Below are 21643 nucleotides of genomic sequence, written 5' to 3'. Positions count from 1 at the left end.
AAACCTGCGAGTCAAATTTCTGCATCCCTGATTACGAGTTCACCACTATCCCCTGTAGAAGTGAGCCTGCTCGCGATAGCGGTCTGATATTCAACATTGATGTCCACTGATCGACCGCTATCGCGAGCAGGCTCACTCCTGCATTTTGATTTGCGTAGGGCATAAAAAACCGGGCGGCTTTCGGGCCGCCCGGCTTCGGTTGAAGGGTTACAAATGCGATTCGGCGTATTCGGCCAGAATCGAACGTGGCACGCCCTGCAGGGTGATGTGCACCCCGTTCGGGAAATCCTTGAAGCGTTCGGTCAGGTAGGTCAGCCCGGAGCTGGTCGCGGACAGGTAAGGGGTATCGATCTGTGCCAAGTTGCCCAGGCACACCACTTTGGAACCAGCGCCCGCCCGGGTGATGATGGTTTTCATCTGGTGCGGCGTGAGGTTCTGGCATTCGTCGATCAGGATCAGGCTCTGCTGGAAGCTGCGACCGCGAATGTAGTTGAGCGATTTGAACTGCAACGGCACTTTGCTGAGGATGTAATCGACGCTGCCATGGGTGTTTTCGTCATCCATGTGCAAAGCTTCGAGGTTGTCGGTAATGGCGCCCAGCCACGGCTCCATTTTTTCCGCTTCGGTGCCGGGCAGGAAGCCGATTTCCTGGTCCAGGCCCTGCACGCTGCGGGTCGCGATGATTCGGCGATAACGCTTGCTGACCATGGTCTGCTCGATCGCAGCGGCCAGCGCCAGAATGGTTTTACCCGAACCTGCCGCACCCGACAGATTGACCAGATGGATGTCCGGATCCAGCAGCGCGTATAGCGCCAGACTCTGATAAATGTCGCGTGGTTTGAGGCCCCAGGCTTCCTGGTGCAGCAGCGGTTCCTGGTGCAGGTCGAGAATCAGCAGCCGATCTTCCTGAATTTCCTTGATCCAGCCGACAAAGCCCTGTTCATCGATGATGAACTCGTTGATATGCACCGCCGGCAGGTTGTCGATCAGTTGCACCTGATGCCAGGTGCGGCCGTGATCCTGACGGGTATCGACCTTGCTCACGCGGTCCCAGAAAGAGCCAGTCATGTTGTGGTAGCCATTGGGCAGCAGGGACACGTCATCGACCAGTTGGTCGGTGCTGTAATCCTCGGCATCAATGCCGCAGGCGCGCGCCTTGAGGCGCATGTTGATGTCTTTGGTGACCAGCACCACAGGCTTTTTTGGATCGCGGGTGTGCAGGTCGATCAACTGGTTGATGATTTTGTTGTCGTTCAGATGCTCGGGCAGAATCAGGCTCGACTCGGCCTGTTTGCTCATCAGAATTGACAGCAAGCCCTTCGGCCCGCCCTTGCCGCGCTGGATCGGCACGCCCAGTTCGACATCCTCGGGGGAGGCATCGCCCAGGGTCTTGTCAATCAGACGGATAGCCTGACGGCATTCGGCAGCAACGCTGTGATGGCCGCTCTTGAGCTTGTCCAGTTCCTCAAGCACGGTCATCGGGATCGCGACGTGGTGTTCTTCGAAATTCAGCAGGGCATTTGGATCGTGAATCAATACGTTGGTATCGAGTACATAAAGGATTGGCTGGTTGGAAGAAGGGCTACGTCCGTGATCATCCATACTCGGTCACCTTTGTGGGAGCCATTCGACGCAATACCTGAGCGGTGCTGCGCCTCGAAGTGACTGCCGAAACCTCACCTGCGGAGATTCAAGTGACTGCAAACAAACGGGTCTTGGAAGACGCCACCTGTGTTGCAGGTTTCGGCGGTCTGTCTTCGTAATACTCCAAAACCCATGACATAAAAAAGTACTTTGACGGTTTTTTTAAGTTTATTTTGCAGAGTGACGAAAAGCCCTTGGCGGACCGTCCAGACACCGCTAAAGTCGGAAGTCCGCCTGCATCGAATTCTCTATAAAAATCGCCCCAAGCCCAATGTTCCCGGGCTTTTGCCGTTTGTCAGCGAAACCCGTCCTGACAATCCTCCCAGCCGATCCCGCTTTGCGCAGTTTGCGTAATCAGCCACGGCAGCGCGGTCTTCACCGCATCCTGTTTCATGTTGAAATTGATCACCCCATGGCGCCACAACAGCATCTGGGTCAACACCCGCTGCGCACTCGGCGCGCCCTTGAGTTTGCCCGCGCCGTCCTGGGCATCGATGTCCCACAGCGCCACTTGCAGACCCTGATTGCGGAAGAAACTGCCGGCATCACTGCGGCGCTGCCCCTCCGGCGGACGGAACAGCGGTACGTAGTTTTCCGGAAGCTTGCTCTTCACCAGATCGCTGCTGCGGCGCACCGAGTCCTGCCAGTCCTGCCAGTGGCTGTGGGAACGGAACTCCCAGCCCTGCACGCCAACGCACTGTTTGGAGAACTCCGATTGCAGGTTGCTCACCGAGCGATCCGCCAGCCGCGCCTGCACGTCCTTGCCCAGGAGGAAGAAGGTGCCGCTCAGATTGGATTTGCGCAGGTAGTCGGCGATCCAGTCGGTGTTGTCCGGCAGCAGATTGGCGGCGCTGTCGAAACTCAGCAGAAACAGCCGATCGTGCATCTCGTCGCCATTGCGCTCGTAGTCGCCAAAATGATCGACTTCGCTGCTGGTTTGCGGCGACAGCGCGGCCTTGCGCATCAGCTCGTCCAGGTACTGCAAATGAAACAGCCGGCTCGGCTCCGCCCACTTGGTGTAATAACTGTCGTCGCTGACCACGAACTTGGCCGCCTGCTCGCGCAACGACGGCAAATCTTCGACGAGGAAGCAGAAGGAGGCGTCCTGATCGCAGCTCTGCTGGGCGAAGTTGTAGCCGGCCAACAGTCGTTCCCACAACCGCTGACGCAGGCTGTTGATCGCGCCGAGATTGACCGTACGCAGCCCTAGACGCTGGGCCAGCGCGGCCTCGTCCAGCGCTTCGGTGCCGAGCAGGCCACGGGCGAACATGAGGATTTCCGCGCGGGACGCGACGTCGAACAGGGTCGGGTTGCTGAGCTGCTCCGGCCAGGTGCTGCGATCCAGCGTCGCCACGTCACCCGGTGCCGCCATGGCACCGCAGCTCAACAGCCACGCGGTGAATAAAAGAACAATGCGCAAAGGGGTGTCTCCATAACCAAACCCGCGCGGCACTATAGCTGATCTCACACGATTCTTTGCAGCAACACCTAGCCCCTGTGGGAGCGGGCTTGCTCGCGAATGCGGTGGGTCATTCAACACCTATAGCGACTGACACGGCCTCTTCGGGAGCAAGCCCCCTCCCACAAGGGAATTGAGGTGAGCCGTCGATCACCTATGGGCTTGATAGCTGGAGTCAGCACCGCCAACCCCCTAGAATCGCCCCCACGATTAAAGGAGACGACTTCATGCTGATGGTGATTTCCCCCGCCAAGACCCTCGATTATGAAACACCGCCGGCGACCCAGCGCTTCACTCAGCCGCAATACCTCGACCATTCCCAGGAGCTGATCCAGCAACTGCGCGAACTGAGCCCGGCGCAAATCAGCGAACTGATGCACGTGTCCGACAAGATCGGCGGCCTGAATGCCGCGCGTTTCGGCAGCTGGACGCCCGCCTTCACCCCGGCAAACGCCAAGCAGGCCCTGCTCGCGTTCAAGGGTGACGTGTACACCGGTCTCGATGCGCAATCGTTCAGCGAAGACCAGTTCGACTACGCGCAAAAGCACCTGCGGATGCTCTCCGGCCTCTATGGCCTGCTGCGCCCGCTGGATCTGATGCAACCGTATCGTCTGGAAATGGGCACCAAACTGGCCAACGCCCGTGGCAAGGATCTGTACGCATTCTGGGGCACGCGCATCAGCGAATGGCTCAACGAAGCGCTCGCCGAACAAGGCGATGACGTGCTGCTGAACCTGGCCTCCAACGAATACTTCTCGGCGGTCAAGCGCAGCGCGCTGAATGCGCGGATCATCAACACCGAGTTCAAGGACTTCAAAAACGGCCAGTACAAGATCATCAGCTTCTACGCGAAGAAGGCCCGTGGCCTGATGAGCCGTTTCGTGATTCAGGAACGGATCAACGATCCGGCTGCCCTCAAACAGTTCGATGTGCAGGGCTATCGCTTCAGCGCCGAGCAATCGAAACCGGACAACCTGGTGTTTTTGCGCGATCACGCCCCGGAATAAAGCATGCCCATTGCACGACTCTTTCTATAAAGAGTCGTGCAGCTCGCACGACGTCAAAAATCCCTCGCCATATTTCGCCGTTTTATTGGCGCCATAAAATCGTCCTCCCCAATTCTAATTTTAGTTTCACTCGACAGCCGCGATTTTTTTCAGTAGTGGCACCTAAATTTTTTCACGGTAGTGGCACAAAAACATCTAACGCGATTATCCGCCTATTAATAAAGGGCGAAATCGAAAGTGCTATCAAATTGAGACCAGTGCCATCTTTGGCAATATTTCAAAAAATTTCAGATTCGACGATGAACGGGTAGGAACTATGTCCAAATGCATAGCTCATACCACCGGTAACGATTCTCGCCGAGTTTGTACGAGATAACTTACGCAGAGCGGAGAACCATGTAACCAAGTTGTCACAGCAACTTGCCTAGATGGCTCACTCATCTGATCAACTAACGATGGATAGGTGATACGCACCATAAACATCCTCTACAAGGCCAAGGCTGCGCCCCTGTAGACGTGCTCGCCTGAGCACCCAACCGCTTGATTTAAGGGCGTTACGTCCGACATCAGGTGGGCGGAACACATGCACAAGAGTCTTCCAGCAAGAAGATCGGCTGCATAACAGGGCAAGTCATAACAACCAGGCCTAGTTGCGCACATCTTGAGTGCATTTATTTAGACACTCGGAACTTAGTATGCCTGCACACGGCATTGTGGCGCCTGCATGCCGCACTTCCGAGTGCACTATGACCGCTGAACACCATTAACTCCGGCCATCTAATGGCTTGATAAAACACAGAGGTAATTGCGATGCGCATCAGCATATTTGGTTTGGGTTACGTTGGCGCAGTGTGTGCCGGTTGCCTGTCTGCACGGGGCCATGACGTGGTTGGCGTCGATGTTGCCAAAGACAAGATCGACATGATCAACGCCGGCAAGTCGCCGATTGTTGAACCAGGTCTGGGCGAACTTCTGGCTCAGGGTATCGAGACCGGTCGTCTGCGCGGTACAACCAACTTCGCCGAGGCGATTCGTGACACCGACCTGTCGATGATCTGCGTCGGTACACCGAGCAAGAAGAACGGCGATCTGGAACTGAACTACATCGAGGCCGTGTGCCGCGAGATCGGTTTCGTGCTGCGTGAAAAATCCACTCGCCACACCATCGTGGTCCGCAGCACCGTGCTGCCGGGCACCGTCGCCAACGTGGTGATCCCGATTCTCGAGGACTGCTCGGGCAAGAAGGCCGGCGTCGACTTCGGCGTCGCGGTCAACCCGGAATTTCTGCGTGAATCCACCGCCATCGCCGACTACGACCTGCCACCGATGACCGTCATCGGCGAATTCGACAAAGCATCCGGCGACGTTCTGCAATCGCTGTACGAAGAACTCGATGCACCGATCATCCGCAAGGACATCGCCGTTGCCGAGATGATCAAGTACACCTGCAACGTCTGGCACGCGACCAAAGTGACCTTCGCCAACGAGATCGGCAACATCGCCAAAGCGGTTGGCGTCGATGGCCGTGAAGTGATGGAAGTGGTCTGCCAGGACAAGACCCTCAACCTGTCCCAGTACTACATGCGCCCGGGCTTCGCCTTCGGCGGTTCGTGCCTGCCCAAAGACGTGCGCGCCCTGACCTACCGTGCAGGTTCGCTGGACGTCGAAGCGCCGCTGCTCAACTCGCTGATGCGCAGCAACGAATCGCAAGTGCAGAACGCCTTCGACATCGTTGAAAGCCACGACAAACGCAAAGTCGCCCTGCTCGGCCTGAGCTTCAAGGCCGGTACCGATGACCTGCGCGAAAGTCCGCTGGTGGAACTGGCCGAAATGCTGATCGGCAAGGGTTACGACCTGAGCATCTACGACAGCAACGTCGAGTACGCCCGTGTTCACGGCGCGAACAAGGACTACATCGAGTCGAAGATCCCCCACGTGTCGTCCCTGCTCAACGCGGACTTCGATTCGGTGATCGACAACTCCGACGTGATCATCCTCGGCAACCGCGACGAGAAGTTCCGCTCGCTGGCCCAGCAAGCACCGCACGGCAAACAGGTCATCGACCTGGTCGGCTTCATGGCCAAAGCCACTGACGCCGGTACGCGCACCGAAGGCATTTGCTGGTAACTCAGCGCCAAGCGACAAGCTTCGAGCTGCAAGTCAAAGCGATTTGCTTGCAGCTTGACGCTTGCAACTTGAAGCCTCCCTTACCTTCGGATGACGCTGATGAGCAAGCTCAAACATTTTTTTCTGCAATCAGCCGGCTGGTTTTTTTATCTCAGTCTGCTGATGGGCCTGGCCTTGATGCTGCCCACGTCCACGTTCGACTCCGAGTCGAAGGACTTCATTTTCCTGATTGGCGCCGTGGGTATCTGGCGCTACTCGATGGGTGCAACGCACTTTGTGCGCGGCATGATTTTTCTCTACATCGTTTACCCGCACCTGCGTCGCAAAGTACGCAAGCTGGGTAAAGCGGCGGACCCGTCGCATGTGTTTCTGATGGTCACCAGTTTCCGTATCGACGCGCTGACCACGGCGCAGGTCTACAGCTCGGTGATCCGCGAAGCCATCGACTGCGAACTGCCGACCACCGTGGTCTGCTCGATCGTGGAAATGTCCGATGAGTTGCTGGTCAAGGCACTCTGGGCGCGGATGAATCCGCCGGCACGAGTCAAACTCGACTTCGTGCGCATTCCCGGCACCGGCAAGCGCGATGGCCTGGCCTATGGTTTCCGCGCGATCTCCCGTCACCTGCCGGACGACCGCGCCGTGGTCGCCGTGATCGACGGCGACACCGTGCTCGGCGAAGGCTCTGTGCGCAAGACCGTGCCGTGGTTCCAGCTGTTCGGCAACGTCGGCGGCCTGACCACCAACGAGTTCTGCGAAGTGCGCGGCGGCTACATCATGAGCGAATGGCACAAGCTGCGTTTCGCCCAGCGCCACATCAACATGTGCTCGATGGCCCTGTCCAAGCGCGTACTGACCATGACCGGGCGTATGTCGGTATTCCGCGCCACGGTGGTGACCAACCCGGAATTCATCGCCGACGTCGAAAGCGACTCGCTGCAACACTGGCGCCTGGGCCGTTTCAAGTTTCTCACCGGCGACGACAAGTCGAGCTGGTTCAGCCTGATGCGCCTGGGTTACGACACCTTTTATGTGCCGGATGCGGCGATCAACACCGTTGAACACCCGCCGGAAAAGAGCTTCATCAAGGCCAGCCGCAAACTGATGTTCCGCTGGTACGGCAACAACCTGCGCCAGAACTCACGCGCCCTGGGCCTGGGTGTGAAACGCCTCGGCGCGTTCACCTCGGTGGTGCTGTTCGATCAGCGCGTGTCGATGTGGACCTCGCTGCTGGGGCTGACCGTGGCAATCATCGCCAGCTTCAAGTACGGCGGCGCGTTCATCCTCGCCTACCTGCTGTGGATCGGCATCACCCGCCTGATTCTGACCCTGCTGCTGTCGTGCTCCGGTCACCGGATCGGCCCGGCCTACCCGGCGATTCTCTATTACAACCAGATCGTCGGTGCGCTGGTGAAGATCTACGTGTTCTTCCGCCTCGACCAACAATCCTGGACTCGCCAACCCACTTCCCTGACCCGTGATCTCGCCAGCTTTCAACGTTGGTTCAACACCTGGTCGTCTCGGACCATGACCTTCTCCGCCGGCAGCATTTTCGTCGCCGTGCTGCTGATGATGGTCTGACCCGCCCCTATTGAATTAACAAGGAAATCGCCCCTATGAATACCGCCGTCAACGCCAACGTAGTGCATGAATCTGAAGCTCAGCGCCAGCACGCCCGGGTAAAAATCCCGGCCAAACTGCGGTTCTTCGGCCCAGACCGGACGCCAGTCGAAGCGCGGGTCCTCGATCTGTCCGCCGGAGGTCTGGCGTTCAACGCCGGGCAACTGCCGCTCAAGGCCGGCGACGTGTACAAGGCGCGTCTGCAGTTCGTGATCGACAACCTCGGCCTGGCCATGGATGTCGAACTGCAAGTGCGTTCCTACGACCGCCAGACCGGCCGCGCCGGTTGCCAGTTCCAGAACCTGGAGCCACAGGACATCTCGACCCTGCGTCACCTGATCACTTCGCACCTGGCCGGCGATATCGTCAGCATGGGTGAAGTGTTGGCGACCCTGCAGCGCGACAACTTCACCAAGGCGCGCAAGGTCAAGGACGGCGGCCACGGCATGACCCCGTTCGGCCGTCTGAAAGCGGTGACCTTCAGCGCCGGGGTGTTCGCCATCGGTCTGGTCGCGTTCGGTTTCGTCTTCAAGTCGGTGTACGGCATGTACTTCGTCAGCCATGCGCAGGCGGGCCTGGTCAGCGTGCCGGGGATGAACATCACCATGCCGCGCGACGGCACCGTGCAGAGCCTGGTCAAGTCCGACGGTGTTGCGGCCAAAGGCGCACCGCTGGCGACGTTCAGCACCAGCATGCTCGACGTGCTCAAGGGCCATCTGGACGAAGACCAACTGCAACCGGCCAAGGTTGAAGAACTGTTCGGCAAGCAGATGACCGGCACCCTGACCTCCCCTTGCGATTGCACCGTCGCCCAGCAACTGGTGGCTGACGGGCAGTACGCGAGCAAGGGCGACGTGATCTTCACCCTGGTACCGCGCAACACCCAGGCCACCGTCGATGCGCGCTTCTCTTATCGCCAGTTCGGCGACGTGCGTCCGGGCACCCGGGTGAGCTTCCAGATCGCCGGCGAAGACCAGACCCGCACCGGCAAGATCATCAGCAGCACCAGCCTGAAGAGCGCCGACCTGTCCTCCGACATCCGCGTGCAGATCCAGCCGGACGAGCCGCTGGACAGCACCTTCGCCGGTCGCCCGGTGGAAGTGAACAGCGACCGTGGTCCGAACCTGAACTGGCTGATCGACAAAGCCATGGCTGCCGGTCTTTAAGTCGAGGACATGCCTGTGACTACTCCAACTCTCTTGAATACGCCGCAGCCCTTGTGGGAGCGGGCTTGCTCGCGAATGCGGTTCAACATTCAGAATCAGTGTGGGCTGACACACCGCTTTCGCGAGCAAGCCCGCTCCCACATGGGTCCTCTGTGTGCAGTTGCATTAGCAGTCTCTCTGGCCGGTTGCGCCGGCCTGCCTGACCAACGTCTGGCCAACGAAGCACTCAAGCGTGGTGACACCGCCACCGCCGCGCAGAACTACCGTGCGCTGGCGGACCTGGGTTACAGCGAGGCGCAAGTCGGCCTCGCCGATATTCAGGTCGACAGCCGTGATCCCGAGCAGATCAAACAGGCCGAAGCGACCTACCGCGCCGCCGCCGACGTGTCGCCACGGGCCCAGGCCCGTCTCGGTCGCCTGCTGGTGGCCAAACCAGGTTCCACCGAAGCCGAGCACCACGAGGCCGAAAGCCTGCTGAAAAAAGCCGCCGCCCATGGCGAAGGCAACACGTTGATCCCACTGGCGATGCTGTACCTGCAATACCCGCACAGCTTCCCCAACATCAACGCTCAGCAGCAGATCGATCAGTGGCGCAAATCCGGCTATCCGGAAGCGGGTCTGGCCCAGGTGCTGCTGTATCGCACCCAGGGCACTTACGACCAGCATCTGGATGACGTGGAAAAGATCTGCAAAGCCGCACTCAACACCACCGACATCTGCTACGTCGAACTGGCCACGGTCTATCAGAAACGTGCCCAGCCGGAGCAACAGGCCGAGCTGATCAAGCAGCTGCAGGCTGGTTACAGCCGTGGCAGCGTCACCGCGCAGCGGATCGATTCCGTGGCTCGTGTACTGGCTGATTCGACCCTGGGCAAGACCGACGAAAAGACCGCGCAAGCGCTGCTCGAACCGATCGCCCCGGGCTACCCGGCGTCGTGGGTGACCCTCGCGCAACTGCTTTACGATTTCCCGGAACTGGGCGACGTCGACCAGATGATGAAGTACCTCGACAACGGCCGCGCCGCTGACCAGCCGCGCGCCGAACTGTTGCTGGGCAAGCTCTACTACGAAGGCAAAATGGTCCCGGCCGATGCGAAAGTCGCCGAAGCACACTTCCAGAAAGCCGTCGGCCGTGAAGTCGCCGCCGACTACTACCTCGGCCAGATCTATCGCCGTGGATATCTGGGCAAGGTCTATCCGCAGAAGGCTCTCGACCATCTGCTGACCGCTGCGCGCAACGGCCAGAACAGCGCCGATTTCGCCATCGCCCAACTGTTTTCCCAAGGCAAGGGCACCAAGCCCGACCCGCTCAACGCCTACGTGTTCAGCCAGTTGGCCAAGGCACAGAACACACCGCAAGCCGATGAACTGGCGACCACCCTCGCAGCGCAATTGCCGCCCGAGCGTCTGGCCGAAGCCCAGCGCCTGCTGCAACAGGAACAGGCCAGCCGTGGCGCCCTGAACCAGAACACGCTGCAACTGCACGCCCTGCAAGAAGAAGACGGCGAGGAATCCCTATGAAGTTGAATCCCTTTGTGAAGGCCGGTATTGGCCTCACGTTCGCGCTGATCTGGTCTTGCCCGACTCTGGCCGCGATGACCGAAACCAAGAACTTCGGCCTGGAAGTGAAAATCACCGGCCAGTCCGAAGACGACCGCGACCTCGGTACCGCACCCGGTGGCGACGTCAACGGTGTGGGCCTGGACCTGCGTCCGTGGATCTACGGCGAAAGCGGCGCGTGGAGCGCCTACGCCATGGGCCAGGCCGTGACCTCCACCGACATCATCGAGACCGACACCCTGCAGCAATCCGATGGCGCCGCAACCACCGACAGCGGTGACCGCCAGACCAAGAAAAACTACTTGGCGATGCGCGAGTTCTGGGTCGGCTACAGCGGCTTCACGCCGTACCCGGGCGAAATGCTCAAGTTCGGTCGCCAGCGCCTGCGCAATGACGACGGCCAATGGCGCGACACCAACATCGAAGCGCTGAACTGGACGTTCGACACCACCCTGCTGCGCGCCAACGTCGGCGTCGCCGAACGCTTCAGCGAATACCGCACCGACCTGAAAGAACTGGCCCCCAAAGACAAGGATCGCCTGCACGCCTACGCCGATGCCGCCTACCAGTGGGCACCGGGTAACTGGGTCGGCATTCGCGGCCACCACACCCACGATGACGGCAAACTCGATTACGCCGAACCGGGTGTGCCCCGCGACACCCTCGATAAAACCCAGAACGGCGACATCAGCTGGCTCGGCCTGACCGCCGACAGCGACGCCTACAACTGGCGCAACACCAACACCGTCAACTACTGGGGCAGCATCACCGGCATGAGCGGCGACCGCGACACGGTCAACGCGCTGAACGCCGACGGTACGCGCCCGGCACAAGCCAAGCGCAGCGACGACATCAACGGCTGGGCCACCGACCTCGGCGTGCGTCTGCGCCTCGATCCGCAGTGGCAGGTCGGCGCGGCGTATGCCCGTGCCAGCGCCGACTACCAACAGAACGGTCTGGAGAGCAACCGCTCCAACTACACCGGTACGCGCTCACGCGTTCACCGCTTCGGCGAAGCGTTCCGTGGCGAAATGAGCAACATGCAGACCGCCACCCTGTTCGGTTCGTGGATGCTCAACGACCAGTACGACGCCAGCCTGATCTACCACAAGTTCTGGCGCGTGGACGGCAACAAGCCGGTGGGCAGCAACGGCATCAACGCCGTGGAAAACAACACCGACGACGTCACCGGCGCGATCCTCTCCAGCACCTCGCTGCCGCTGCAGGATGGCAACAAGGACCTGGGTCAGGAGATGGACCTGGTGGTCACCAAGTACTTCAAGCAAGGCCTGCTGCCGGCGGCGCTGAGCCAGTCGATCGATGAACCGTCGGCGCTGGTGCGCTTGCGTGGCGGCGTGTTCAAACCGGGCGATGCCTATGGCAAGCAGGTTGATTCGTACATGCACCGCGCGTTCATCGACGTGATCTGGCGCTTCTGATGCAAACCGCCAAGGGAGTGCCCGACATGCACCATGCAAGGAAAGGCTCGCTCAGCCTGTTGGCCGGCGCCATGCTGCTGGCCTCCGCTGGCGCCTTCGCCACGGTGGAACCGGCCAAGCCTGTGACCACCGCCAAAGAGCTGCAACAAGCCAAGACCTACACCGTCAGCAGTGCACCGACCGAGGCGCTGGAACTGGCCAAGCCGAAACTGCCCGACTTGTCCGGCTTCACCGCCGAGGCTGCCGCCGCGAAAATCGTGCGTAGCAAACCGGGCAAGATCAGCGTGCGCCGGATGATGCAGGAAGACGCCTTGAAGGACTTCATCGGCGGCGACAACAAGATGGCTGAATGGGTGGTGCGTCAGCACGGCATCCCGCAGGCGATCTTCGTCGACGACGGCTACCTGAACCTCAAGGACCTGGCGAAGAAACTGCCCAAGCAGTACTTCAGCGAAACCTCGCCGGGCGTGTACCTGGCGAAGTTGCCGATCGTCGTCGGCCGTAAAGGCATTCTCGAAATCGATGGCCAGACCCAGGAATTGCGCCTGTCGCAAGAGGGCGGTTCGTTCCTGGTCAACGACGGTCAGTTGTTCGTGCGTGACACCAAGGTCACCGGCTGGCGCGAGAAGGACAACGGCCCGGCCACCTTCCGTTCGCCGAAGGAGTTCCGTCCGTTCCTGCTGGCCTGGGGCGGTACCGAGACCTACATCGTCAACAGCAAGATGGCCAGCTTCGGCTATGCCAACAGTAAGTCGTACGGGGTGAGTATTTCCCAGTACACGCCGAACATGGCCAAGGTCCTCAAGCGTCCTGAACCGACTGGCTGGATCGTCGGCTCCGAGTTCTCCGACATGTGGTACGGCTTCTACTGCTACGAGACCCGCGACTTCGTGGTCAAGGGCAACACCTACAAAGACAACATCGTTTACGGCATCGACCCGCACGACCGTTCCCACGGCCTGATCATTGCCGAGAACACCGTGCATGGCACCAAGAAGAAACACGGGATCATTATTTCCCGTGAGGTCAACGACAGCTTCATCTTCAACAACAAGAGCTTCGACAACCATCTCTCGGGCCTGGTGATCGACCGTAACAGCGTCAACAACATCATTGCCTACAACGAGATCTACAAGAACCACACCGACGGCATCACCCTCTACGAGTCCGCCGACAACCTGCTGTGGGGCAACAAGGTCATCAGCAACAAGCGCCACGGCATCCGCATTCGTAACAGCGTGAACATCCGCCTCTACGAAAACGTCGCCATGGCCAACGGCCTGACCGGCGTCTACGGCCACATCAAGGACCTGACCGACACCGACCGTGACATCAAGCTCGACCCGTTCGACGCCCAGGTGTCGCTGATCGTGGTTGGCGGTGAACTGGCGGCCAACGGCAGCGGCCCGCTGTCGATCGATTCGCCCTTGAGCGTCGAGCTGTACCGCGTATCGATGCTGGCGCCGACCAAATCCAGCGGCATCAGTTTCAACGGCATCCTCGGCGAGCGCCAGGATGAAATTCTCGACCTGCTGGTGCGCCAGCAGAAAGCCGTGCTGATCGACCCTGTCGAACGCCAGACCGAAATGCGGGACTGAGGATAATTTTATGCACTCACACTTGATCAAATTACTCAGCCTGTCGGCCCTGACCGTGGGCATTCTCGCGGCCAGCAACGGCGCCCGTGCCGATGAAAGCGCCGCTGCCACGCCGCCAAAATTCAGCGCCGAACCGTGCTGCAACCTGTGCCCGGCCGCCCACGACGCGAAGAACTACACCACGCGTTATCAGCAGAACTTCACCACCCTGGTGCAGGCGCAGGGCGACTGGCTGTTCCGCACGCAGGAAGATTTGCGCACCGAGTTCAACACCACCCCGGCCGGCTACAAACGCCTGCAACAGCTGCATGATGCGTTCAAGAGCAAAGGCGTCGAACTGGTGATCGTCTACCAGCCGACCCGTGGTCTGGTGAACCGCAACAAGCTCAACCCGCAGGAAAAAGCCGCATTCGATTACGAAAAAGCGCTGGGCAACTACAAGACCATGCTCGGCCGTTTCGCGCAGATGGGTTACGTGGTGCCGGACCTGTCGCCGCTGACCAACGAATCGCTGCCGGACACTCTGCCCGCTCACGATTTTTACTTCCGCGGCGACCAGCACTGGACGCCATACGGTGCGCAGCGTACGGCGAAAATCGTCGCCGAGAAGGTCAAGCAGATCCCGGCCTTTGCCGACATTCCCAAGCGTGAATTCGAAACCAAGCGCTCCGGGCGCATGGGCAAGACCGGCACCCTGCACAACATGGCCGGGCAACTGTGCGGCACCAGTTACGCGATCCAGTACATGGATCAATTCACCACCGAGCCAAAAGGCGAGGCCGGTGACGGCGACCTGTTCGGTGATTCCGGCAACCCGCAAATCACCCTCGTCGGTACTTCGCACAGTGGCAAGAACTACAACTTCGCCGGCTTCCTCGAAGAGGCCATCGGCGCCGATATTCTCAACGTCGCGTTTCCTGGCGGTGGCCTGGAAGGTTCGATGCTGCAGTACCTGGGCAGCGACGAATTCCAGAAGACTCCGCCGAAGATTCTCATCTGGGAATTCTCGCCGCTGTACCGCCTCGACCAGGAAACCATCTATCGCCAGATGATGTCCCTTCTCGACAACGGCTGCGAAGGCAAAGACGCCCAGATGACCGGCAGCACCACGCTGAAACCGGGCACCAGGCAAGAACTGCTGGTCAACAGCAAAAACCTGAACCTGCAGAACAGCAGCCACCAGGTCGACATCCGCTTCGCCGACACCTCGGTGAAAACCCTGCACGCCACCCTCTGGTACATGAACGGTCGCCACGAGGACATCAAGATCGAGAAACCGGAAACCTCCGACACCGACGGTCGTTTCGCCTTTGAGTTGCGCACCGACGAAGACTGGGCCTCGCAAAACCTGCTGGCGGTCGAAGTCCAGGGTCCGGAAGCGGGCACTGCGCCACAAAAAGTCGAAGCGAAAATCTGCAAACGCAACGTATTCCCGGGCGCTGGGCAACAAACCGCTCAGGTCGGGCAATGAGGTCTGCTATGCGAAATCCGAAATTGAAATCTTTATTGGCCCCCACCCTGCTGAGCCTGGCGATGTTCGCCGGCGCCACACAGGCCGCTGCGCCACTGCGCCCACCGCAGGGCTACTTCGCACCGGTGGATAAATTCAAGACCGGCGACAAAAGCGAAGGCTGCGACGCGATGCCGGCGCCGTACACCGGACCGCTGCAATTTCGCAGCAAATACGAAGGCTCGGACAAGGCCCGCGCGACGCTGAACGTGCAGTCGGAAAAAGCCTTCCGCGACACCACCAAAGACATCACCACGCTGGAACGCGGCACCGCCAAACGGGTGATGCAGTTCATGCGCGACGGTCGCCCGGAGCAGCTCGATTGCACGCTGAACTGGTTGACCGCGTGGGCCAAGGCGGATGCGTTGATGTCCAAGGACTTCAACCACACCGGCAAGTCGATGCGCAAATGGGCGCTGGGCAGCATGGCCTCGTCCTACATTCGCCTGAAGTTCTCCGACTCGCATCCACTGGCCGAGCATCAGCAAGAGGCGCAGTTGATCGAGGCGTGGTTCAGCAAAATGGCCGACCAGGTGGTCAGCGACTGGGACAACCTGCCGCTGGATAAAACCAACAACCACTCGTACTGGGCCGCATGGTCGGTGATGGCGACCTCGGTTGCGACCAACCGCCGCGACCTGTTCGACTGGGCGGTGAAGGAATACAAGGTCGGGGTCAATCAAGTCGACGCCGACGGCTACCTGCCGAACGAACTCAAGCGCCAGCAACGCGCCCTCGCCTATCACAACTACGCCCTGCCGCCGCTGGCGATGATCGCCAGTTTCGCCCAGGTCAACGGTGTCGATCTGCGTCAGGAAAACAACAGCGCGCTGAAGCGTCTGGGTGACCGGGTACTGGCCGGGGTGAAAGACCCGGATGCGTTCGAGAAGAAGAACGGTAAAGAACAGGACATGACTGACCTGAAAGAGGACATGAAATTCGCCTGGCTCGAACCGTTCTGCACGCTCTACACCTGTGCGCCGGATGTGATCGAGAAGAAGCACGGCATGCAGCCGTTCAAGACCTTCCGCCTGGGTGGGGACCTGACCAAGGTCTACGACCCGTCCCATGAAAAGGGCAACAAGGGCAGTTAGTCGCTGATCGTTCCCACGCTCTGCGTGGGAATGCAGCACGGGATGCTCTGCGTCCCAAAGCGTGACGCAGAGCGTCACAAGAGGCATTCCCACGCAGAGCGTGGGAACGATCACATCCCTCCGGTTTTTCACGGGGGGGTTGGGGGGGGCTTTGGCCCTTGACTGTTGGTTCAAACATGGAGAGATCGGGATGGTATTTTCATCCAACGTGTTCCTGTTTCTGTTCTTGCCGATCTTTCTCGGCTTGTACTACTTGAGCGGGCAACGCTATCGCAACCTGCTGCTGCTGATCGCCAGCTACGTGTTTTACGCGTGGTGGCGGGTGGACTTCCTCGCACTGTTCGCCGCCGTCACATTGTGGAACTACTGGATCGGCCTCAAAGTCGGTGCCGCCGGCGTCAGAACCAAACCGGCACAGCGCTGGCTGCTGCTCGGCGTAGCGGTCGACCTGTGCATCCTCGGCTACTTCAAGTACGCCAACTTCGGTGTCGACAGCATCAACGCGATCATGACCTCGTTCGGTCTGGAGCCGTTCATCCTGACCCACGTGCTGTTGCCGATCGGTATTTCGTTCTACATCTTCGAGTCGATCAGCTACATCATCGACGTGTATCGCGGCGACACCCCGGCCACGCGCAACCTGATCGACTTCGCGGCGTTCGTGGCGATCTTCCCGCACCTGATTGCCGGCCCGGTCCTGCGTTTCCGCGACCTCGCCGACCAGTTCAACAACCGCACGCACACCCTCGACAAGTTCTCCGAGGGCTGCACGCGGTTCATGCAGGGCTTCATCAAGAAGGTGTTCATTGCTGACACCCTCGCGGTGGTGGCCGACCATTGCTTCGCCCTGCAAAACCCAACCACCGGTGATGCCTGGCTCGGCGCGCTGGCCTACACCGCGCAGCTGTATTTCGACTTCTCCGGTTACAGCGACATGGCCATCGGTCTGGGCTTGATGATGGGTTTCCGTTTCATGGAAAACTTCAAGCAGCCATACATCAGCCAGTCGATCACCGAGTTCTGGCGCCGCTGGCACATCAGCCTGTCGACCTGGCTGCGTGACTACCTGTACATCACCCTCGGCGGTAACCGCAAAGGCACGCTGATGACCTATCGCAACCTGTTCCTGACCATGCTCCTGGGTGGTCTGTGGCACGGCGCGAACATCACCTACATCGTCTGGGGCGCCTGGCACGGCATGTGGCTGGCGATCGAAAAAATGCTCGGCATCAACACCTCGCCGCGCAGCCTCAACCCGATCCGCTGGGCGCTGACCTTCCTGCTGGTGGTGATGGGCTGGGTGATCTTCCGCGCCGAGAACCTGCACGTCGCCGGACGCATGTACGGCGCAATGTTCAGCTTCGGCGACTGGTCGCTGTCGGAACTCAATCGCGCCAGCCTCACCGGTCTGCAAGTGGCGACCCTTGTCGTTGCGTACATGACGTTGGCGTTCTTCGGTCTGCGAGATCTGTACACCAACCAGCCGCCGGCCAAGAGCAAACCTGAAGTCAATGTCGAGGCCAACGGCCCTGCCACGGCGACCCCGGGGATGATCAAAGCTGCTCCAGGCGAAAACCCGGCAAGCATCCATGAGCCTGGCTACACCGTCGGCGTCGAAGCCCAGGTGCAACCGGCCTACTGGACCCCGGACTGGTCACGCTACGTGATGCGCGGGCTGATCCTGCTGCTGTTCATCGCCTCGATTCTCAAACTCTCGGCGCAAAGCTTCTCGCCGTTCCTTTACTTCCAGTTCTGAGGGATCTGACATGACCCGCTCATTACGCATCTTCTATATCGCGCTGTTTCTGGTGACCTTGCTGGTGCTCGGTCTGTGGTCGGTGCGCAGCTTCTTCGGCTTCAGCACCAACGCCGACGCGACGGTGCTCAACGGCCGCTGGACCAAAGCCGTGGAAACCCACTACGACGATGAATTCCCGATCAAGCGTCTGGGCACCAATCTCTGGGCCGCGCTGGATTTCAAACTGTTCAACGAAGGTCGTCCGGGCGTGGTGCTCGGTCGTGATCAGTGGCTGTACAGCGACGAGGAATTCAACCCGATCGTCAACGAAGAGCTGAACCTGCAAGGCAACTACGCGCTGGTCGAAGGCGTGCGCCAGACCCTCAAGGCCAAAGGCGTGAAACTGGTGATGGCAATCGTTCCGGCCAAGGTGCGCCTGTACCCGGAACACCTGGGTGAAGTGAAACCGGCGAGCATCCACGCCAATCTCTATCAGGACTTCCATGCTCGTGTCGCGGCGGACAAGATCCTCGCCCCGGACCTGCTCGGCCCGCTGCAACAGGCCAAGCAGAACGGTCAGCAAGTGTTCCTGCGCACCGACACGCACTGGACGCCTGAAGGCGCCGAGATCGCAGCCAACACCCTGGCGAAAACCATCGCCGACAAATTCCCGCTCAGTGGCGAGCCGCAGCGCTTCGTCACCACGCCGGCGGAGAAGGTCACGCACAAGGGCGACCTGCGTCTGTTCCTGCCGCTCGATCCGCTGTTCGAAAACCTGATGCCGGCGCAAGAGCCGCTGCAAAAGCGCAACACCGTGGCCGCCGCCGAGCAGCCTGCCGGTGACGACGCACTGTTCGCCAACAGCGAAGTACCGGTCGCATTGATCGGCACCAGCTACAGCGCCAACCCCAACTGGAACTTCGTCGGTGCGCTGAAACAAGCGCTGCACAGCGACGTCGTGAACTACGCCGAAGACGGCCACGGCCCGATCCTGCCGATGCTCAGCTACCTGAAAAGCGATGACTTCAAGAACAGCCCGCCACAGGTGCTGATCTGGGAGTTTCCTGAACGTTATCTGCCTGTGAACAACGAAATCGGCGACGCCGACCCGCAGTGGGTCGCAGAGCTTAAACAAGCCGGCGCGCGCCAACAAAACGTAGCAATCAACACTAAATCCGAGACGCCCGATCGGGCGCAAAACTGAAAGAGAGGTACACCATGACTTTCACGACTACTCCTCGTCGTCTCGCTAAAAGCTTCGCACTGGTTGCTGGCCTCAGCGTGCTGTCGGTCCAGGCTTTCGCCGGTGGCGATGCTGCGCTCTACGGCCCGACCGCACCGAAAGGTTCGACCTTCGTGCGGGTCTACAACGCCAGCAACGCCGAAGTCAGCGCCACCGTCGGCAGCACTAATCTGAGCGACGTTGCGCCACTGGCCAGCAGCGACTTCAGCTTCATGCCGGGCGGTGATTACAGCGCCAGGATCGGCAGCCAGACCTTGCCGGTGAAACTCGCCGGTGACCACTACTACACCCTGGTCAACAACGCTTCCGGCGCGCCGCAACTGATCGAAGAGCCGCCGTTCAAGAACAAGCAGAAATCCCTGGTGCGGGTACAGAACCTCAGCGACAAGCCGCTGACCCTGAAGACCGCCGACGGCAAGACCGACGTGGTGCCGAACGTGGCCGCCAAGGGCCGTGGCGAACGTGAAATCAACCCGGTGAAAGTCAGCCTCGCGCTGTACGAAGGCGACAAGAAAGTCGGCGACGTGAAACCGGTCGCCCTGGAGCGCGGTGAGGCCGCAGTGCTGTACGTCACCGGTTCCGGCAGCAGCCTGTCGCCAGTCTGGGTGAAACGCCCGGTGTCGACTCGCTAATCATTTTTCCTGACTGACGCGGCTCCCCCTGTAGGAGTGAGCCTGCTCGCGATTGCGGTCTGACATTCAACACTGATGTCGACTGACTCTCACTCATCGCGAGCAGGCTCACTCCTACAAGGGATCGCGGCGCCATCGGGATACGAGACAAAAACAAGAGTGAAACGACACAGCGTTCGTGCCTCTAACCAATCGATTTTATGGAGTAAACAATATGATTCCGGTGATCTTGTCAGGTGGTAGCGGTTCACGTCTTTGGCCGCTTTCGCGTAAGCAATTCCCTAAACAATTCCTCGCCCTGACCGGTGAACACACACTGTTCCAGCAGACCCTGGAGCGCCTGGTGTTCGAAGGCATGGACACGCCGATCGTGGTCTGCAACAAGGATCACCGCTTCATCGTCAACGAGCAGTTGGCCAACCGTAACCTTGAATGCCAGCGCATCCTGATGGAGCCGTTCGGCCGCAACACCGCGCCGGCGGTGGCGCTGACTGCGATGATGCTGGTCAACGAAGGTCGTGACGAACTGATGCTGGTGCTGCCGGCCGACCACGTGCTGGAAGACCAGAAAGCCCTGCAACGCGCCCTCGCCCTGGCCACCGTGGCCGCCGAAAACGGCGAAATGGTGCTGTTCGGCGTACCGGCGACCAAACCGGAAACCGGTTACGGCTACATCAAGTCCACCGCTGATTCGCTGCTGCCGGAAGGCGTCAGCCGCGTTTCGCACTTCGTCGAAAAACCCGACGTCAAACGTGCTACCGAGTACGTCGAATCCGGCGGCTACTACTGGAACAGCGGCATGTTCCTGTTCCGCGCCAGCCGCTTCCTCGAAGAGCTGAAAAAGCATGATCCGGACATCTACGACACCTGTCTGCTGACTCTGGAGCGCAGCCAGCAGGACGCCGACACCGTCACACTGGACGAAGCCACCTTCGCCTGCTGCCCGGACAACTCCATCGACTACTCGGTGATGGAAAAAACCCAGCGTGCCTGCGTGGTGCCGCTGAGCGCCGGCTGGAGCGATGTCGGTTGCTGGTCATCGCTGTGGGAAGTCAACGAGAAAGACGCCAACGGCAACGTCAGCAAAGGCGACGTGGTGATTCAGGACAGCAAGAACTGCATGATCCACGGCAACGGCAAACTGGTGTCGGTGATCGGCCTGGAAAACATCGTCGTGGTCGAAACCAAGGACGCGATGATGATCGCCCACAAGGACAAGGTTCAGGGCGTCAAACAGATGGTCAACACGCTCAACGAACAGGGTCGCAGCGAAACCCAGAACCACTGCGAGGTCTACCGTCCGTGGGGCTCCTATGACTCGGTGGACATGGGCGGGCGTTTCCAGGTCAAGCACATCTCGGTCAAACCGGGCGCGTGCCTGTCGCTGCAGATGCACCATCACCGCGCCGAACACTGGATCGTGGTCAGCGGCACTGCCGAAGTGACCTGCGATGAAAACGTGTTCCTGCTCTGCGAAAACCAGTCGACCTACATCCCGATCGCCTCGGTGCACCGCTTGCGCAACCCGGGCAAGATCCCGCTGGAAATCATCGAAGTGCAATCGGGCAGCTACCTGGGCGAAGACGATATCGAGCGTTTCGAAGATATCTACGGCCGCTCCACCCCGATCGAACGCGGCGTGTCGGTGAAAACCATCGCGCAGTAACGATCTGCAGAGCAAGAAGCCCCCGTCCAGCCCGCTGCGTCCCCTATCCGCAGTGGGTTGGGCGGGGGTTTTTTTATCCGGGATCTGCGGTGTCGGTACTGGCCTCTTCGCGAGCAAGCCCGCTCCCACAGTGGACCGAG

Annotated in this window: 15 protein-coding genes; 13 read left to right on the top strand and 2 right to left on the bottom strand. The window is 59.9% G+C overall.

Translation table 11 applies throughout. The features are described from left to right. Positions 1-207: 207 nt before the first annotated feature. Together QMK55_RS18480 and QMK55_RS18475 are read right to left on the bottom strand one after the other, a co-directional pair. Positions 208-1602 carry a PhoH family protein gene (locus QMK55_RS18480; protein ID WP_320329712.1) on the bottom strand — a complete coding sequence of 465 codons (1395 nt, stop codon included), beginning with the start codon at positions 1600-1602 and terminating at the stop codon, positions 208-210. Between the two features lie 337 nt (positions 1603-1939). Then, the gene (locus tag QMK55_RS18475; protein WP_413787285.1) at positions 1940-3016 is read right to left on the bottom strand and encodes a polysaccharide deacetylase family protein; all 1077 of its coding nucleotides are present in this window, start codon (positions 3014-3016) and stop codon (positions 1940-1942) included. Positions 3017-3330: 314 nt separating this feature from the next. Between QMK55_RS18475 and yaaA the strand changes: the two genes are divergently transcribed. From yaaA to QMK55_RS18410, 13 genes are all read left to right on the top strand, one after another. Then, entirely contained in the window at positions 3331-4110 is a 780-nt protein-coding gene (gene yaaA, locus QMK55_RS18470) for a peroxide stress protein YaaA (RefSeq protein ID WP_102356409.1), read from the top strand. Positions 4111-4920: 810 nt separating this feature from the next. Further along, positions 4921-6237 carry a nucleotide sugar dehydrogenase gene (locus tag QMK55_RS18465; protein WP_102356408.1) on the top strand — a complete coding sequence of 439 codons (1317 nt, stop codon included), beginning with the start codon at positions 4921-4923 and terminating at the stop codon, positions 6235-6237. Positions 6238-6336: 99 nt separating this feature from the next. Next, a complete protein-coding gene (alg8, locus tag QMK55_RS18460; RefSeq protein ID WP_178082131.1) occupies positions 6337-7818 on the top strand; it encodes a mannuronan synthase in 1482 nt (493 codons plus the stop codon). Between the two features lie 35 nt (positions 7819-7853). Continuing rightward, complete coding sequence (locus tag QMK55_RS18455; RefSeq protein WP_102356406.1) at positions 7854-9023, top strand: alginate biosynthesis protein Alg44; 1170 nt, start codon at positions 7854-7856, stop codon at positions 9021-9023. A gap of 15 nt (positions 9024-9038) precedes the next feature. Continuing rightward, positions 9039-10544: an alginate biosynthesis TPR repeat lipoprotein AlgK gene (algK, locus tag QMK55_RS18450; protein WP_320329710.1), complete on the top strand. Its 1506-nt coding sequence runs from the start codon at positions 9039-9041 to the stop codon at positions 10542-10544. Beyond that, positions 10541-12022, top strand: coding sequence for an alginate export family protein (locus QMK55_RS18445; protein ID WP_320329709.1), 1482 nt, complete (start codon positions 10541-10543; stop codon positions 12020-12022). The genes algK and QMK55_RS18445 overlap by 4 nt, the downstream gene beginning before the upstream one ends. Positions 12023-12048: 26 nt before the next feature. Further along, complete coding sequence (gene algG, locus QMK55_RS18440; protein WP_102356446.1) at positions 12049-13620, top strand: mannuronan 5-epimerase AlgG; 1572 nt, start codon at positions 12049-12051, stop codon at positions 13618-13620. 10 nt (positions 13621-13630) lie between these two features. After that, positions 13631-15091 (top strand): alginate O-acetyltransferase, encoded by a 1461-nt coding sequence (locus tag QMK55_RS18435; protein ID WP_320329708.1) that lies wholly within the window; start codon positions 13631-13633, stop codon positions 15089-15091. A gap of 8 nt (positions 15092-15099) precedes the next feature. After that, the gene (locus QMK55_RS18430) at positions 15100-16224 is read left to right on the top strand and encodes a mannuronate-specific alginate lyase (RefSeq protein ID WP_320329707.1); all 1125 of its coding nucleotides are present in this window, start codon (positions 15100-15102) and stop codon (positions 16222-16224) included. Between the two features lie 190 nt (positions 16225-16414). After that, positions 16415-17980, top strand: a complete 1566-nt coding sequence (locus QMK55_RS18425; RefSeq protein ID WP_320329706.1) for an MBOAT family protein — start codon at positions 16415-16417, stop codon at positions 17978-17980. 10 nt (positions 17981-17990) lie between these two features. Beyond that, positions 17991-19166 (top strand): alginate O-acetyltransferase, encoded by a 1176-nt coding sequence (locus tag QMK55_RS18420; RefSeq protein WP_320329705.1) that lies wholly within the window; start codon positions 17991-17993, stop codon positions 19164-19166. A gap of 14 nt (positions 19167-19180) precedes the next feature. Next, on the top strand, positions 19181-19837 hold the full coding sequence (locus tag QMK55_RS18415; protein ID WP_320329704.1) for an alginate O-acetyltransferase AlgF: 657 nt from the start codon (positions 19181-19183) through the stop codon (positions 19835-19837). Positions 19838-20051: 214 nt separating this feature from the next. Next, the gene (locus QMK55_RS18410; RefSeq protein WP_102356397.1) at positions 20052-21503 is read left to right on the top strand and encodes a mannose-1-phosphate guanylyltransferase/mannose-6-phosphate isomerase; all 1452 of its coding nucleotides are present in this window, start codon (positions 20052-20054) and stop codon (positions 21501-21503) included. Positions 21504-21643 lie beyond the last annotated feature (140 nt).

It is taken from the genome of Pseudomonas sp. P8_229 (assembly GCF_034008635.1).
Lineage (GTDB): Bacteria > Pseudomonadota > Gammaproteobacteria > Pseudomonadales > Pseudomonadaceae > Aquipseudomonas.
Note: the sequence above shows the minus strand (reverse complement) of the source record. Positions and strands in the feature narration are given on the sequence as shown.

What these genes read in the sequence shown, in the direction of transcription:
- QMK55_RS18480 (WP_320329712.1), bottom strand. Translation starts at nt 1,602, where the DNA reads ATGGATGATCACGGACGTAGCCCTTCTTCCAACCAGCCAATCCTTTAT.
- QMK55_RS18475 (WP_413787285.1), bottom strand. Translation starts at nt 3,016, where the DNA reads ATGGCGGCACCGGGTGACGTGGCGACGCTGGATCGCAGCACCTGGCCG.
- yaaA (WP_102356409.1), top strand. Translation starts at nt 3,331, where the DNA reads ATGCTGATGGTGATTTCCCCCGCCAAGACCCTCGATTATGAAACACCG.
- QMK55_RS18465 (WP_102356408.1), top strand. Translation starts at nt 4,921, where the DNA reads ATGCGCATCAGCATATTTGGTTTGGGTTACGTTGGCGCAGTGTGTGCC.
- alg8 (WP_178082131.1), top strand. Translation starts at nt 6,337, where the DNA reads ATGAGCAAGCTCAAACATTTTTTTCTGCAATCAGCCGGCTGGTTTTTT.
- QMK55_RS18455 (WP_102356406.1), top strand. Translation starts at nt 7,854, where the DNA reads ATGAATACCGCCGTCAACGCCAACGTAGTGCATGAATCTGAAGCTCAG.
- QMK55_RS18445 (WP_320329709.1), top strand. Translation starts at nt 10,541, where the DNA reads ATGAAGTTGAATCCCTTTGTGAAGGCCGGTATTGGCCTCACGTTCGCG.
- algG (WP_102356446.1), top strand. Translation starts at nt 12,049, where the DNA reads ATGCACCATGCAAGGAAAGGCTCGCTCAGCCTGTTGGCCGGCGCCATG.
- QMK55_RS18435 (WP_320329708.1), top strand. Translation starts at nt 13,631, where the DNA reads ATGCACTCACACTTGATCAAATTACTCAGCCTGTCGGCCCTGACCGTG.
- QMK55_RS18430 (WP_320329707.1), top strand. Translation starts at nt 15,100, where the DNA reads ATGCGAAATCCGAAATTGAAATCTTTATTGGCCCCCACCCTGCTGAGC.
- QMK55_RS18425 (WP_320329706.1), top strand. Translation starts at nt 16,415, where the DNA reads ATGGTATTTTCATCCAACGTGTTCCTGTTTCTGTTCTTGCCGATCTTT.
- QMK55_RS18420 (WP_320329705.1), top strand. Translation starts at nt 17,991, where the DNA reads ATGACCCGCTCATTACGCATCTTCTATATCGCGCTGTTTCTGGTGACC.
- QMK55_RS18415 (WP_320329704.1), top strand. Translation starts at nt 19,181, where the DNA reads ATGACTTTCACGACTACTCCTCGTCGTCTCGCTAAAAGCTTCGCACTG.
- QMK55_RS18410 (WP_102356397.1), top strand. Translation starts at nt 20,052, where the DNA reads ATGATTCCGGTGATCTTGTCAGGTGGTAGCGGTTCACGTCTTTGGCCG.